This window comes from Niallia sp. 01092, from assembly GCF_052318935.1.
In the GTDB taxonomy this organism is placed as follows: domain Bacteria; phylum Bacillota; class Bacilli; order Bacillales; family Cytobacillaceae; genus Niallia.
This window is the reverse complement of the sequence record NZ_JBQRKO010000023.1, coordinates 1-14,745: the sequence shown is the minus strand read 5'-3', so window position 1 is coordinate 14,745 and position 14,745 is coordinate 1. Positions and strand designations below refer to the sequence as shown.

General features: G+C 36.2%; 12 protein-coding genes and 11 tRNA genes. 21 read left to right on the top strand and 2 right to left on the bottom strand.

Features of this window, described 5'->3' with window-relative positions:
- Window positions 1-878: 878 nt before the first annotated feature.
- The 3 genes from ACTXGU_RS18385 (at window position 879) to ACTXGU_RS18375 (ending at window position 4,468) form a co-directional block, all read left to right on the top strand.
- Window positions 879-2,357: a DEAD/DEAH box helicase gene (locus ACTXGU_RS18385; RefSeq protein ID WP_443482981.1), complete on the top strand. Its 1,479-nt coding sequence runs from the start codon at window positions 879-881 to the stop codon at window positions 2,355-2,357.
- A 196-nt stretch (window positions 2,358-2,553) separates the two neighbouring features.
- Window positions 2,554-3,033, top strand: coding sequence for a PH domain-containing protein (locus tag ACTXGU_RS18380; RefSeq protein WP_443482980.1), 480 nt, complete (start codon window positions 2,554-2,556; stop codon window positions 3,031-3,033).
- Entirely contained in the window at window positions 3,026-4,468 is a 1,443-nt protein-coding gene (locus ACTXGU_RS18375; RefSeq protein WP_443482979.1) for a PH domain-containing protein, read from the top strand. The genes ACTXGU_RS18380 and ACTXGU_RS18375 overlap by 8 nt, the downstream gene beginning before the upstream one ends.
- A 129-nt stretch (window positions 4,469-4,597) precedes the next feature.
- On the opposite strand, the gene ACTXGU_RS18370 is transcribed toward ACTXGU_RS18375, so the two are convergent.
- Window positions 4,598-5,320 carry a rhomboid family intramembrane serine protease gene (locus tag ACTXGU_RS18370; protein ID WP_443482978.1) on the bottom strand — a complete coding sequence of 241 codons (723 nt, stop codon included), beginning with the start codon at window positions 5,318-5,320 and terminating at the stop codon, window positions 4,598-4,600.
- Window positions 5,321-5,425: 105 nt separating this feature from the next.
- On the opposite strand from ACTXGU_RS18370, the gene acpS reads away from it, so the two are divergent.
- The 6 genes from acpS to ACTXGU_RS18340 all read left to right on the top strand — a co-directional run bounded on the left by acpS (window position 5,426) and on the right by ACTXGU_RS18340 (window position 12,045).
- A complete protein-coding gene (gene acpS / locus ACTXGU_RS18365) occupies window positions 5,426-5,776 on the top strand; it encodes a holo-ACP synthase (protein ID WP_443482977.1) in 351 nt (116 codons plus the stop codon).
- A gap of 282 nt (window positions 5,777-6,058) precedes the next feature.
- Window positions 6,059-7,069, top strand: coding sequence for a LolA family protein (locus ACTXGU_RS18360; protein WP_443482976.1), 1,011 nt, complete (start codon window positions 6,059-6,061; stop codon window positions 7,067-7,069).
- 509 nt (window positions 7,070-7,578) lie between these two features.
- The gene (alr, locus tag ACTXGU_RS18355; RefSeq protein WP_443482975.1) at window positions 7,579-8,739 is read left to right on the top strand and encodes an alanine racemase; all 1,161 of its coding nucleotides are present in this window, start codon (window positions 7,579-7,581) and stop codon (window positions 8,737-8,739) included.
- A 242-nt stretch (window positions 8,740-8,981) separates the two neighbouring features.
- A complete protein-coding gene (locus ACTXGU_RS18350) occupies window positions 8,982-9,263 on the top strand; it encodes a CopG family ribbon-helix-helix protein (RefSeq protein ID WP_443482974.1) in 282 nt (93 codons plus the stop codon).
- Window positions 9,264-9,267: 4 nt separating this feature from the next.
- Window positions 9,268-9,618: a type II toxin-antitoxin system endoribonuclease NdoA gene (gene ndoA, locus ACTXGU_RS18345; RefSeq protein ID WP_019156408.1), complete on the top strand. Its 351-nt coding sequence runs from the start codon at window positions 9,268-9,270 to the stop codon at window positions 9,616-9,618.
- A gap of 243 nt (window positions 9,619-9,861) precedes the next feature.
- Window positions 9,862-12,045 (top strand): Tex family protein, encoded by a 2,184-nt coding sequence (locus tag ACTXGU_RS18340; RefSeq protein WP_443482973.1) that lies wholly within the window; start codon window positions 9,862-9,864, stop codon window positions 12,043-12,045.
- A gap of 178 nt (window positions 12,046-12,223) precedes the next feature.
- On the opposite strand, the gene cmpA is transcribed toward ACTXGU_RS18340, so the two are convergent.
- Window positions 12,224-12,340: a cortex morphogenetic protein CmpA gene (gene cmpA / locus ACTXGU_RS18335; RefSeq protein WP_443482972.1), complete on the bottom strand. Its 117-nt coding sequence runs from the start codon at window positions 12,338-12,340 to the stop codon at window positions 12,224-12,226.
- Between the two features lie 367 nt (window positions 12,341-12,707).
- On the opposite strand from cmpA, the gene ACTXGU_RS18330 reads away from it, so the two are divergent.
- The 12 genes from ACTXGU_RS18330 (at window position 12,708) to ACTXGU_RS18275 (ending at window position 14,738) form a co-directional block, all read left to right on the top strand.
- Complete coding sequence (locus ACTXGU_RS18330) at window positions 12,708-13,181, top strand: SprT family protein (protein WP_443482971.1); 474 nt, start codon at window positions 12,708-12,710, stop codon at window positions 13,179-13,181.
- A 437-nt stretch (window positions 13,182-13,618) separates the two neighbouring features.
- Window positions 13,619-13,693 (top strand) — tRNA-Asn (locus ACTXGU_RS18325).
- 5 nt (window positions 13,694-13,698) lie between these two features.
- Window positions 13,699-13,789, top strand: a tRNA-Ser gene (locus ACTXGU_RS18320).
- Between the two features lie 16 nt (window positions 13,790-13,805).
- Window positions 13,806-13,877, top strand: a tRNA-Glu gene (locus ACTXGU_RS18315).
- A gap of 35 nt (window positions 13,878-13,912) precedes the next feature.
- A tRNA-Asp gene (locus tag ACTXGU_RS18310) sits at window positions 13,913-13,988 on the top strand.
- Window positions 13,989-13,994: 6 nt separating this feature from the next.
- A tRNA-Gln gene (locus ACTXGU_RS18305) sits at window positions 13,995-14,069 on the top strand.
- 1 nt (window position 14,070) lies between these two features.
- A tRNA-Lys gene (locus tag ACTXGU_RS18300) sits at window positions 14,071-14,146 on the top strand.
- Window positions 14,147-14,167: 21 nt separating this feature from the next.
- Window positions 14,168-14,252 (top strand) — tRNA-Leu (locus ACTXGU_RS18295).
- A gap of 50 nt (window positions 14,253-14,302) precedes the next feature.
- Window positions 14,303-14,385 (top strand) — tRNA-Leu (locus ACTXGU_RS18290).
- A gap of 65 nt (window positions 14,386-14,450) precedes the next feature.
- Window positions 14,451-14,527, top strand: a tRNA-Arg gene (locus ACTXGU_RS18285).
- 5 nt (window positions 14,528-14,532) lie between these two features.
- Window positions 14,533-14,609, top strand: a tRNA-Pro gene (locus ACTXGU_RS18280).
- Window positions 14,610-14,664: 55 nt separating this feature from the next.
- Window positions 14,665-14,738, top strand: a tRNA-Gly gene (locus ACTXGU_RS18275).
- The last annotated feature ends 7 nt before the right edge of the window (window positions 14,739-14,745 follow it).

Below are 14,745 nucleotides of genomic sequence, written 5' to 3'. Positions count from 1 at the left end.
GACAGCCTGAAAAACCCCTATCCAAAACATTAAGTTCCCTTGTTCCATAATGTATAGGAAAGAAACAAGCAGCCTAGCTTCTGAAAAAGTGCCTATTTTTAAAAAGGCCATATAATTGCAAAGCTAATATGTAAGTGATAAGATTATTTTTAAAGTGTATAGGGAAAAATAGCATGTATTAGCTGTGTAAAAGTATATTGATAATAGAGATTTTCTTTCGTCAAATGAACAAATTTAAAGCGAAAGTGGTCGGTTTTTGGTTGCTGCTGCCCCTCATGCTATACAGTTGTGTATAAAGAAAGTTGTCAAATAGAGAGAAATTTCGCAATAGCAGTTACAAACAAGAAATTTCTTTGTCTTTGGCTAACTGTAAAAACAGTAGCTGTAAATGTAAAAAAATATGGAAGTCATTTGAAATATTTCCTCATAGCAGAATTCAATTTTACGGTATCTCATGCTATTTATATTTGACAAATAAGCATATTGCCTCAAGTTCTCCAGTTAAAGTAAATGATGGATTGATTAAATCTATCAAAACTTTTCATTTCTTATAGTGTGTGTTCAAAAAAGAGGACGATTTGAGCGGAGAAGTCTAAGTGCGGAAGTCACGAAGCCTGGAACGTAGGGTAGTTTTGCTACGGGAGAACTGGGACGACGTAACGAAGAGATTCACAAGCTTGTGTTCTTGAACTTTTTGAACAACCTCTTATATGTAAACTTGTTTAGTTTTTTAGTTAATTATTCGGGGAATAGTGGAATGTGGATAATAAACAACATCCATTTTAATATGTTTCGTTGATAGGAAAAGGGATACATATTAGTAAGATGGCATACCCATCATGTGAATATTTTTAATGACTAGAAGGAGATTGGATATATTGGTAAAGTTTCAAGATCTAGGTATTAGTACTGCCACGATGAAATCATTAAAAAGAATGGGGTTTGAAGAAGCAACACCTATTCAAGCGGAAACGATTCCTTTAAGTCTTCAAAATAAAGATTTAATTGGTCAAGCACAAACAGGTACTGGAAAAACAGCTGCGTTTGGCGTGCCTTTAGTAGATAAAATTGATGTGGCAAATGAAGTGATACAAGGTATTATTATTGCTCCGACGCGTGAGCTTGCTATTCAAGTTTCAGAAGAATTATACAAAATTGGTTATGGAAAACGAACAAGAGTGCTTTCTATTTTCGGTGGTCAAGATATTAATCGTCAAATTCGTGCATTAAAGAAAAATCCACATATTATTGTAGGGACACCAGGGCGTATTTTAGATCATATTAACAGAAAAACACTGCGTTTAGATCAAGTGCAAACAGTTATTTTAGATGAAGCGGATGAAATGTTAAACATGGGTTTTATCGATGATATAGAGTCAATTCTTTCGAAAATACCAACAGAAAGACAAACCCTATTATTCTCTGCTACTATGCCAGCTCCTATTAGAAGAATGGCTGAGCGCTTTATGAAAGAGCCGCAAGTTGTCAAAGTGAAAGCAAAAGAGATGACTGTTTCATTAATTGATCAATATTATATAGAAACACAAGAAAAAACTAAATTTGATATTTTGACAAGACTTTTAGATATACAGGCTCCTGAATTAGCAATTATTTTCGGCCGTACGAAACGTCGTGTTGACGAACTTTCAGAAGCGTTAAATTTACGTGGATATACAGCAGAAGGAATTCACGGGGATTTAAGCCAAGCTAAACGCATGTCTGTACTTAGAAAGTTTAAAGAAGGAACAATTGATGTATTAGTTGCTACAGATGTAGCTGCTCGTGGGTTAGATATCTCAGGAGTAACACATGTTTATAACTTTGATATTCCTCAAGATCCAGAAAGCTACGTTCACCGCATTGGAAGAACAGGAAGAGCTGGTAAAGAAGGAGTAGCGATTACATTTATTACGTATCGAGAGAGATCATATCTTCAAGTTGTAGAAAATACAACAAAAAGAAAAATGGAGAAAATGATTCCTCCAACAGTTGATCAAGCGTTAGAAGGTCAACAAAAAGCGGTGATGGAAAAAATTATGCAAACAGTGGATGAAAATAACTTAGATTCATACAAAGAAAGTGCGGATCAGTTATTAGAACAAAAGGATGCAAGAACCATTGTTGCAGCTGTTCTTAAAATGTTAACAAAAGAACCGGATACAACTCCAGTTAAGTTAACAGAAGAAAAACCATTGCCAATGAAGCGTGACCGCAAGCCTTATGACAAAAACAACGGTTATAAAGACAGAGGAAGAAAAAATTACAATTCTCGTCAACGTCAAGGCTACAGCAACAAACGAACAGGTCAAACAAATAATAAAAATTATTCTAATTCAAAATCTAATTCTTACCGCTAAAAGCCAAGCCCATGTGAAGCAACTAACTTCACAAGGGCTTTTTGCTGTGTTAAAAGGGCTTTCCTCGCACCACCTTTATAATGTTGGAGTTTGCAAGTGCTTAATTTTCTTTTTTTGAAACTATCTAGGGATAGTCACGTAAATAATAAAGGGTGTTAATCAAAATGAACGAGAAAAAAAGGGGGGGATTCCATTTATGTTTAACCAGCCTGAACATCGCTTATCAGAAAAAGGTATAAATGTATGGAGAATATCAGGGATGCTTTCAAGCTTATTTCCATTGATTATAAGTGCAGCGGTTATTACATTTACGATTCTGTTTGACTGGTACATATTATTTTCTATTTTTAGTGTAGTATTTTTTATTATTTGGTTTTATTTTTTTGTTGGATTATTGCCAACATTAAAGTGGAAAAGATGGCGCTATGAAGTAAGGGAAGATGAAATAGAAATACAGCACGGGGTTTTTGTAGTGAAAAGAACGCTAGTACCAATGGTTCGTGTTCAGCATGTTGATACAAAACAAGGACCAGTGCTTCGAAAATATGATCTTGCTGTTGTATCTATTTCTACTGCTGCCACAGTACATGAAATTCCTGTTTTGGGGACGGATGTAGCCGAGGAGTTAAGGAACTATATTTCAAAAAAAGCAAGGGTGGCGGAAGAGGATGTTTGAACCGAAAAAACTTCATCCCGTCACGATTGTCTTTAATATTTTGAAACAGCTTAAAGATATAATTTTTCCATTTCTTGCTGTTATTATAGTAGGCGGCAGTGCTTCAAAATGGGATTCTTATTATAATATCGGCATCATTTGTTTTGGGATAATCACGATTATTAGCGGCATTCTTTCATGGTTTTTCTTTACCTATCATTTACAATCAAAAGAACTGAGAATTGAACACGGCATTTTTGTAAAAAAGAAACGTTATATTCCGTTCGAAAGAATTCAAAGCATTGATTTTACAGAAGGAATTTTACACAGACCGTTTCGATTAGTAAAAGTAAAAATTGAAACCGCTGGAGGAGCTAACGAAGCGGAAGCGATTTTAACTGCCATATCAAAGGAAAATGCAGAGCAATTGCGAGAGTATATAAATAAAGATAAAAATAGGTCAGTGAACCGCGAATTATCGGGAGAGCTGCAGCAAGAAGAAACAAGGCAAGAACTATATAAAATGAATAAAAAAGAGCTCCTTTTATTAGCGACGACATCTGGTGGAGTTGGTGTTGTTTTTTCAGCAATTATCGCAACTGTTTCACAATTTGACGACTTTATTCCATACAAAAAACTATTTCAGGAATTTCAGCATATTGTAGCAAACAGTGTTGCCATTATCACATTTTTGGTCTTTTTAGTGTTTTTAGTATTATGGATTATTTCGTTAATGATGACGATGCTGAAATACGCGAATTTTACAGTTTCAAAAGTAGGGGATGATTTGGTCATAACGAGAGGGTTGTTAGAAAAGAAACAAATAACGATTCCTCTCCATCGTATACAAGCAGTAAAAATAACGGAAAATGTAATCAGGCAGCCATTTCGTCTGGCGACCGTCCATTTGGAAAGTGCTGGAGGATCTTTATCAGATAATGAAGCATCGAGTGTGGCAGTATTGCCTATTATTAAAAAAGAGAAAATGAAAAAGATATTGGGTGTGATTTTGCCCGATTATCATATAACAGATGCTTTGCATACGCCCCCAAAGTTTGCTGCATGGAGATATATATTTCGAAATAGTTGGATTGCACTGCCTGTAATTGCTGCTTCTTTGTTCTTTTTCCCTGTATGGGGTTGGTTATCTATTATTTTACTGGTGATATTACCATTTTGGGGTTATCTTAACTATCGTGCAGCAGGATGGCATTTAGCTCAGAAGCAGTTAACGATTTCTTTTCGGCACTTAGGGAAAATAACCTTAATTATGAGAAAAAATCGGATTCAAACACTTGGTTATAAGGAAGGTTTTTTGCAGAAAAGAGTGGATTTAGCTTCTTTACATGCAATAGCAGCTTCCGGAGTCGGCGGGTCTGGTGGTACAGTTTCTGACTTGCCAATCGAGGATGTTAAAAAGGTTTACAGCTGGTATTCTTATTCCAAAAAAGAGTGAACTTGTTTCGGCTTGCTGATATAAGTTTCAGAGACCCATTTTTGCAGGAACTTCAGGCTGATCGAAAACGTTTGTCTTTCGAGACGAACAACGAAGAAAGCGAGCGTTTGTCGACGGCCTGAAACAAGTTTATTTAAACAATCCTAATAAGGCAAGAATAATAAGAATAGCCCAAATCACTACATTTTTAGTTGGCGTTTTTTTTCGAGAGGAGACATGTGTCTTTATATTAGAAAATTCCTCTTTATAGGCGTTCACTATGTTTTTTCCTTTAGATTGGAAAATGCTCCCTATAAGTAAACCGCATAAAAATCCGGCGAGATGCGCTGTAATATTAATATTTGGCTGAAGAAATGTCATAATTAAACTAAGGACAGCAATGGTTGCGATAGTTTGGGAATTATTCCTTGATATAATATCTTTCCGAAAAACAATTAAAGCAATATAATAGCCAAATAATCCAAAAATGGCACCGCTTGATCCGAGATGAGTATAGGTTAAAGGTTCAATGAAAAGTGTAACAATATTTGCAATGATCCCTGTTGCAAGATAAAGAAACAAAAAAGAAATTTTTCCGAGAATTTTTTCTAAAGCGGGTCCAAATAAAAAGATACTAAAACTGTTAAATAAAAAATGAGAGAAGCCGCCATGAATAAAAATAGGGGTAATCAAACGCCACCATTCCCCATTAACAATATATAAATTAACGCCAATTGTTTTTTCTAAAATATATTGGTTTGGAAATAGAGGGAAAATAGTTAAAATATATAATAGAAGATGAATAAATAAAATGGTTGAAACAACTGGATAGTATGTTATATATTCTTTAAAACTTTCTCTTCTTGTAAACAATTGTATAAAACCTCCTCGTTCTCTCCTTCCTACATAATAGCCAATATAAAGGAAAAGATACAATAAATTTATGCTCTGATTGATGAAAATAGAAGGATGTGCCGCATGATTAAAGGAATTGGAATTGATATAATTGAGTTAAGCAGAGTGCAAGAAATAATAAATAGAAAACCACAGTTTGTTCAGCGTATTTTAACAGAAAAAGAACAAACAATATATAAAAGCTACCAGAAGACTAGACAAATAGAATATTTAGCTGGGCGGTTTGCGGCGAAAGAGGCGTTTAGCAAAGCAATGGGAACTGGTATTGGTAAAAAATTGAGTTTTCAGGATATTGAGGTGGATAAAGATAGTTTGGGAAAACCTTTTATTGCAAAACCATTTCAACAAGGTGTTCATTTATCTATTACTCATAGTAAAGAGTATGCCTTTGCGCAGGTTATTATTGAAAAATGAACGTGAAAAAATAAGCTTGGTTATATTTCCTTAGGTTGTCTCATATATTCATAGAGCAATAGGAGAAATAAGAAAAGATAGGAGTTGTTAATCTTGATAAAGGCGCTTCCGCTTTTCTTTGTCTAGCTCCAGCGCCTAGCCCTTGTGAAAAATAACCCTTTGCCTCTAAAAGTAAAAAGCACTTTTTGAGTCAAATGAACATTTTTCTTCAGGGCTGATCAAGGCGCTTCCGCTTTTCTTATTTCTTCTTCGACGTGAAATGAGAATAAGGGAGTTGAAAAAATGAACAAGAAGTTATGGTTGCTTTTCGTAGGACTGATGGTCATGCTTTTGTTAACTGCCTGTGGTGCCAAATCAAAGGATGCGGTTATGAAAGAGTTGAACGAAAAAGTTGCCACAAAAGGTTATAAAGCAGATGCAAAAATGACCTTAAAAATGGGAACAGAACCGCAAACATATGAAGTGCAAATTTGGCATAAAGATCCTTCTTATTATCGTGTTAATCTGAAAAATGCCAAAAAAGATCAAAGTCAAATGATTTTAAAAAATGATGAAGGGGTCTATGTATTAACACCTGCATTAAACAAAAGTTTTAAATTTCAGAGTGAATGGCCAGAAAACAGCAGTCAAGCGTATTTATATGAGTCATTGGTAAAAGATATACAAGAAGATAAAGAGTCGTCATTTAAGGCAACAGATAAGTATTATGTGTTTGATACAAAAACACGCTATCAAAATAATAAAATGTTGCCAACACAAGAGATCACACTGAATAAAAAAGACCTTTCCCCAGTTAGTGTAAAAGTAAAAGATACAGAAGGAAATGCACTTGTTACCGTAAAATTTTCTAATGTGAAATTTGATGTGAATTTTGATAAGAAGGATTTTGACTTGCAAAAAAGCATGACGGCTGCTAAGTTAGCTGTTCCGGTAATGGGGGAAGTGGAAGACAAAACGTTTTCTGTTAAATACCCTGAAGAGCAATTAGAAGGTGTAAGCTTGGTGGAAGAGAAAAAAGTAGCAACAGAGAATGGAAGTCGTGTTGTATTAACGTATGACGGAAAAAAATCATTCACGATTATTGAGGAAAAAGCAGAAATTGCACCAGCAACTGCCGGACCGATTGTTGTTACTGGTAATCCAGTCGACCTTGGTTTCACAATAGGTGCAGTTACAGCCAATAAAGTTTCATGGACGTTTGGAGGAGTAGATTATATTATTGCTTCAACTGCATTAACAGAAGATGAAATGGTAAGCATTGCCCGTTCCGTTCAAGGAGAAGCAATTAAATAACTTCAAGTAAAGACGGCTTCCATTAAGAAGCTGTTTTTTTTCGTATAGGAAATTATAAACGAAATGGGATTGTGGATAACTTGGCGGTTGTGTCCGCATCCAGCTTCAGCGCCTAGCCCCTGTGAAAGATAACCTCTTAACTCTAAAAGTAAAGGCTGTTTTCTCAAAGTTTGTTATTTTTCACGTGAAAAAATGGGAGAAGAAGTACTTAGCAGACTGAATACACGTAGACTCCTGTGGGAATGCGAGAAAGACGAGACCCCACAGGAGCGTATGCGACGAGGAGGCTCGACGCTCGCTAAACGGACGAAGTGTATTCAGGCTGCGAGTTTAAAAGCAACAATCTATACGAAAACAGCCAAAGTAAAAAATACTTTTTAAGTCAAGAGAAATTTTTCTTCGGTGCTGAGCAAGGCGCTTCCGCTTTTCTTATATTGACAAGCCATACATAGAGTAGAATAATTTAATTATATGATGAAATAGTTGCTGGAAAAAGGAAGTGTTCCATAATGTTAGAGAATGAAAGGCTGCACAGAGATACTTGGGTAGAGGTTGACTTAGATTGTATTGCGTACAATGTTAGTGAATTAAAAAAAAGATTAAATCATGGCAGTAAATTATTTGCGGTTGTAAAAGCAAATGGTTATGGACACGGGGCGCTGCAAATTGCCCGAACTGCATTGCTTTCTGGTTCGGACTATTTAGCAGTTGCATTTTTAGATGAAGCCATTCATTTAAGACAAAAGGGCATAACGGCGCCAATATTAGTTTTGGGTGCGATTCGTTATAAGGATATTAACATTGCAGTAAAATATGATATAACCATGACTATGTTTGAAGTAGAATGGCTTAAGAAGGCAGTAGAAATTTTAGAACCTGCAAATACTTTGAAAATACATATTAAGATTGATACAGGAATGGGCAGAATTGGTTTAAGGGATAAAGAAGAGATAAAAGAAGTAGAAAGACTAATAACCCCCCATAAGAATATAAAGATTGAAGGAGTTTTTACACATTTTGCAACAGCGGATGAATTAAATTCTACTTATTTAGAACAACAGTTGAAACGATTTCAGTTCATGCTTTCTTATTTTTCCAATCCACCTGCTATCGTACACTGTAGCAATAGTGCAGCAAGTTTGTTATATCCAGATATGCAATTTAATGCAGTGAGAATGGGGATTTCAATGTATGGTTTAACTCCTTCTATAGCAATCGAAAAAAAATTACCGTATCCTTTAAAAGAAGCTTTTTCTCTTCATACACGAATTGTGCAGGTGAAAAAACTGCAAAAAGGCGATAAGGTGAGTTATGGAGCAACTTATGAAGCTGCAGAAGAAGAGTGGGTAGCGACGCTTCCCATCGGATATGCAGATGGGTGGTTAAGGAAACTTAGTGGGCAAGAAGTGTTGGTGAATGGCAGAAGAGCACCGATAATAGGAAGGGTTTGTATGGATCAATGTATGATTAAACTACCTTTTTATATGGAACCTGGCACGAAAGTTACATTGATTGGAAAGCAAAACATTGCTGCTATTTCGGTGAATGACATTGCTGCTAAACTGCAGACGATTAATTATGAAGTTACATGTACGATCTCTAATAGAGTGCCGCGTGTATACAAAAAAGATGGAAAAATTGTGGATGTTGTGAATCCATTAATACAATAATTTCTATATTGATTAATATCCTAAGAGGAAATGGTCAAAAGTAAAACAGCCTAAAAAATAAAGTATTTTTACAAAAATAGAGTATATTTAAGAAATTTTCACGTATTTATGCATAAAAGATACATTTTTTGGTGGATAATACATTAGAATTGCTGAATGTACTTTGCAGATTGTGTTATTAATGGTATGATTGAAAAAGTAGAGCTAATTATGGTGTGTAGTGATGGTGGAGGTGTATGTTTGTGTCTGAATCCAGCGCAACGACAGAAATCTTGATAAGATTACCAAAGAATTTGTTAACTGAATTGGATGGTTTCGTAATGCAGGAAAATGTTAATCGCAGTGAATTCATTTACCAAGCAACTAAAATGTATCTTCGTGAACGGAAAAAGAGACATATCAGAGAATCCATGAGACGAGGTTATATGGAAATGGCTAAATTAAATTTATCCATCGCATCAGAAAGCTTTCTGGCAGAATATGAGGCGGAGAATACAGTAGAACGTCTTGTAAGCGGAGGGTAATCCTTTGATTGTTAAACGTGGTGACGTTTATTTTGCAGACCTATCCCCAGTTGTTGGCTCAGAGCAAGGCGGTGTCCGTCCTGTGCTTGTTATCCAAAACGACATCGGGAATCGGTTCAGTCCCACAGTCATTATTGCAGCAATTACGGCTCAAATACAGAAGGCGAAATTGCCGACTCATGTGGAAATTGACGCGAAGCGGTATGGTTTTGAAAGAGATTCAGTAATTCTTTTAGAACAGATTCGCACGATAGATAAACAGAGGCTGACGGACAAAATCACTCATCTTGATGATGAAATGATGGAAAAAGTGGATGAAGCCTTACAGATAAGTTTAGGTCTCATAGAATTTTAAAAAATGGTGCGCTCTTTATAGGAAGGGCGCTTTTTTTGTTATTTTTTGCTTGCTTTCATTCTGATCGTCCTTCTTTTGATGCTTATAATAAAGAAGAGTTGTTTGATACAATATCATTATAATATTAGATTAAATATAATTTAAACTAATTGATTCAGTTAATAATTGGTAATGTTGCAAATTAAGGTGTAATGTATTATTAATGCATCATAGGTGCTTTGGAAAGGAAGAGTGAAGGAGTTTATGGAGAAATTAATGGATAAGAAACAGACTTATTTAGCTGTAATTGCAAAAGAGCAAGCTATTACCGAAAAACAAGTGAAAAATGTTATTTCGTTACTTGACGAAGGGAATACGGTGCCCTTTATTGCTCGTTACCGTAAGGAACAAACAGGTGCTTTAGATGAAGTGCAAATAAAGGCTATTATGGACCGCTATCATTATATTCAAAATTTAGAACAACGAAAAGAAGAAGTTATTCGGATTATTGAAGAGCAAGGGAAATTAACAGCAGAATTACAAAAAAATATAGTAAAAGCTAGTAAGCTTCAGGAAGTGGAAGATCTATATCGACCGTATAAACAAAAGAGACGGACAAAAGCAACCGTAGCAAAAGAAAAAGGATTGGAACCGTTTGCTGACTGGTTATTAACAAATCCCGACAATGCTTCATTCCAAGAAGAAGCGCTTAAATACATATCGGAAGAAAAAGAAGTTTTATCGGTGGAAGATGTCATCAATGGCAGCAAGGATATCATTGCTGAACGTGTTTCTGATGATGCGGAAAGCAGAAAATGGATACGGAATAAAACCTTCTCATCCGGAGTTATTTCTACTGCAGCAAAAGATTCAGAAAAAGATGAAAAAAATATATATGAAATGTATTACGAATATGAAGAACCAATCAATAGAATAGTGCCGCATAGAACATTAGCGTTAAATAGAGGAGAAAAAGAAGAGATTATAAAAGTTGGAATTAAAGCACCGTCCGAATCTATTTTAAGCTATTTAGAGAAAAAATGGATAGTAAAAGATGGAGCTTCCTCGAATGGAATCATAAAAGAAGCAATAGAAGATGGATACAAGCGCTTAATTCAACCTTCCATTGAACGCGAAATAAGAAGTGAATTAACAGAAAAAGCCGAGGAACAGGCCATTCATATTTTTTCAGAGAATTTAAGGAATCTTTTATTGCAGCCTCCTTTAAAAGGAAAAATGGTATTAGGAGTAGATCCTGCCTATCGAACAGGCTGTAAACTAGCAGTAGTGGATGAAACAGGGAAGGTTTTAGAAATTGGCGTAATTTATCCTCATCCACCTGTTTCTAAAACTAAAGAAGCGACAGAGAAATTTCAAAATCTCCTGAAGAAATACGAAATTGAAATGGTTGCGGTCGGAAATGGGACAGCATCCAGGGAAACAGAGCAATTTGTTGTCGATATGTTAAAACAGCAAAACCGAGAAATTTTCTATCTAATTGTTAATGAAGCGGGTGCAAGTGTTTACTCTGCATCAGACATTGCGAGAGAAGAATTTCCTGACTTCCAAGTAGAAGAAAGAAGTGCTGTATCGATTGCAAGAAGACTTCAAGACCCACTTGCTGAATTAGTAAAAATTGATCCGAAGTCAGTTGGAGTAGGACAATACCAGCATGATGTGTCACAAAAGAAGCTGTCAGAATCGTTAACTTTTGTTGTAGAAACTACGGTAAATAAAGTTGGCGTAAATGTGAATACAGCATCTCCATCTCTTTTACAGTATGTAGCTGGTTTATCTAAAGCAGTTGCAAATAATATTGTAAAAAAGAGAGAAGACGAAGGAAAGTTTAATAATAGAAAACAACTGAAAAAAATTCCTAGATTAGGTGCAAAAACATACGAACAAGCGATAGGCTTTCTGCGAATAATAGATGGAGAGGAACCTTTAGACCGAACAGGAATTCACCCGGAACATTATGATGAAGTAAAAAGTCTTCTTAAAAAAATGAAGTTATCTTCAGTAGATATTGGAACAAATGAATTAAAAGAAGCATTATCTAGCTTAGACATCTCAAGCCTTTCAACAGAATTAGGAATTGGAGAATTAACGTTAAAGGATATAGTAGATGCTTTAGTGCGTCCTTCCCGAGATCCGCGGGATGAAGTTCCTGCTCCTTTATTAAGAAAAGATGTTCTTAAACTGGAAGATTTAAAAGCAGGCATGGAATTGCAAGGAACAGTTCGCAATGTTGTAGATTTTGGCGCGTTTGTTGATATTGGAGTGAAACAGGATGGTTTAGTTCATATATCCAAGTTGAGTAATAAATTTGTAAAACATCCATTAGATATTGTAAGTGTTGGAGATGTTGTAACTGTCTGGGTTGATGGAGTAGATCAGAATAAAGGGAGAGTTGCTTTAAGCATGCTTCCACCTAAAGAGCAAATCTAAAAGAAGATGCTCAAAAAGGCACCAAATGATAAGCTGCGAATTTTATTGTTGGCTTTTTGAACACATGCCAAATATGTATCAATAAGGTGTCTTATAAGTTAGAGATCCTATAATAAGCTGGATTTCTACTTAAGAAGGCACCTTTTTGCTGTGTGTTCATTAGGCGATTGTATTGATATTACTTAGGAACAGTATTTTTTCTGTAATAATACCAGCATTGATTCAGTACTATTATTTGATATCTATCTTTTGCATAAAATGCTCTTTTCATTTGATTCTGTAACCAGCTAGGCATTGGTATCCTCCTTTACGAAAAGGTTAAGTGAAAGAAACCTGTAAGATGAAGAGAATTTTTAGGTTGTTTTTAATAGTAGTAAATATAAGTACGTGAATAAAACATAGTGGACATTAATGATACTTATTGAAAAGGCTCTGTATAACGATAACGTTTTTTATGGGAAGGGAATCTGCGAGACTCCTGCGGAAAAACGGATTAGCAAGACCCCGCGGTGAGGTACGAGCGAGGAGGCTTGAAAGAATGTCTTCGAAAAGGGAGTCGATTCCTTGACCTTTTGAAAATCAACAATGGAATTTAACAGAGCTACTGAAAAAAATATATAATATTGTATGCGATGATGGTTTATTTGTTGAGGAGGAGTATTATGACAGATTTGGAATTGCAAATGTTGGTTGAAGATATTTCTACTAAGTATTTTGGTGAAGCGTTTTTACATCGGGCACTATTTAATGGGAGGCTTCGAACAACTGGCGGTAGGTATTTGTTGAAAAGTCATAATATAGAAATAAATAGAAAGTATTATGAGGTATTTGGATTAGAAGAACTAATCGGCATTATTAAACATGAACTTTGTCATTATCATCTTCATTTGAAAAACATGGGATATCAGCATCGAGATGCAGACTTTAAAAATTTGTTAGAAAAAGTGGGAGCTCCAAGGTATTGTTCTAGTTTGCCAGTAGGTGTACATTCAACAAAAAATAAGAAGAAAGTGATTATTTATCAATGTAAGTCATGTCACCAGTTGTACCAAAAACGTAAAAGAATGAATTTGCAAAAATATGTATGTGGTAAATGTAGAGGGAAACTAATGGTAAAAGATATGAAAGAGAGTTAAGTTGGTGTATCTCTATATTTATATGAATAAGGATGATGTTTAAGAATGTAATTTGTTTTTTGGTGAACTTTGTCATATGTTATTAATTTTATTAACTTGATTTATATAGCATACATAGCGATAGTTATTCTATTTATATATGCTATTTCTTCCTAACTAACCAAGCTTATTACGCTGTTAGTATAGTCGTTTTATTTCTTTTGAAATTTTTTTTGAAAAGTTGTTGACTTTTTATTGCTATGTTCTTATAATATGAAGAGTCGACAAAAGCACTAGAAAAGTTATGAAGGAAACAGGAAAGACAAGCTTGAATGTTTCTTGTAACTTAGTGATGGAGCGACAAAGAATTCAACTTTAGTTATTATAACTTATGCATTGAATTGACAGTTAGAAAGATGTTCAATACATTATGATAACTTAAGAGTGGAAAATATTATTCCGCAGTAGCTCAGTGGTAGAGCATTCGGCTGTTAACCGAACGGTCGTAGGTTCGAATCCTACCTGCGGAGCCATATTTGGGGAAGTACTCAAGAGGCTGAAGAGGCGCCCCTGCTAAGGGTGTAGGTCGCGTAAGCGGCGCGAGGGTTCAAATCCCTCCTTCTCCGCCAGAAATTATTTAATTGAGGCCCGTTGGTCAAGCGGTTAAGACACCGCCCTTTCACGGCGGTAACACGGGTTCGAATCCCGTACGGGTCATTTTTATATCATCTTATAAAATTTATTATTTTTGTGGTCCCGTGGTGTAGCGGTTAACATGCCTGCCTGTCACGCAGGAGATCGCGGGTTCGATTCCCGTCGGGACCGCCATTATATTGGGCTATAGCCAAGCGGTAAGGCAACGGACTTTGACTCCGTCACTCGTTGGTTCGAATCCAGCTAGCCCAGCCAAGAGCCATTAGCTCAGTTGGTAGAGCATCTGACTTTTAATCAGAGGGTCGGAGGTTCGAATCCTCCATGGCTCACCATTATTTTCATAGTAAAACCAAGCGGGTGTGGCGGAATTGGCAGACGCACTAGACTTAGGATCTAGCGCCGCAAGGCGTGGGGGTTCGACTCCCTTCACCCGCACCAAGTGAATGAAATCGTTAGTTGAAGATACATCTTGGTTTATCTCTTGTAGTGCGGTCGTGGCGGAATGGCAGACGCGCTAGGTTGAGGGCCTAGTGGGGGCAACCCCGTGGAGGTTCAAGTCCTCTCGGCCGCATCGAAAAAAAGTGTTGACAACCCAAGATAAAAGTTGTATCATTAAAAAGTCGCTTTCAAAAATATGCGCCCGTAGCTCAATTGGATAGAGCGTCTGACTACGGATCAGAAGGTTATGGGTTCGACTCCTTTCGGGCGCGCCATATTGCGGGAAGTAGCTCAGCTTGGTAGAGCACTTGGTTTGGGACCAAGGGGTCGCAGGTTCGAATCCTGTCTTCCCGACCATTCTCAATCAAGGGTAAAGAGATGTGAAGTTTATCTTTAGCCAATTATAAATAACGCGGGTGTAGTTTAATGGTAAAACCTCAGCCTTCCAAGCTGATGTCGTGGGTTCGATTCCCATCACCCGCTCCAACAAAAT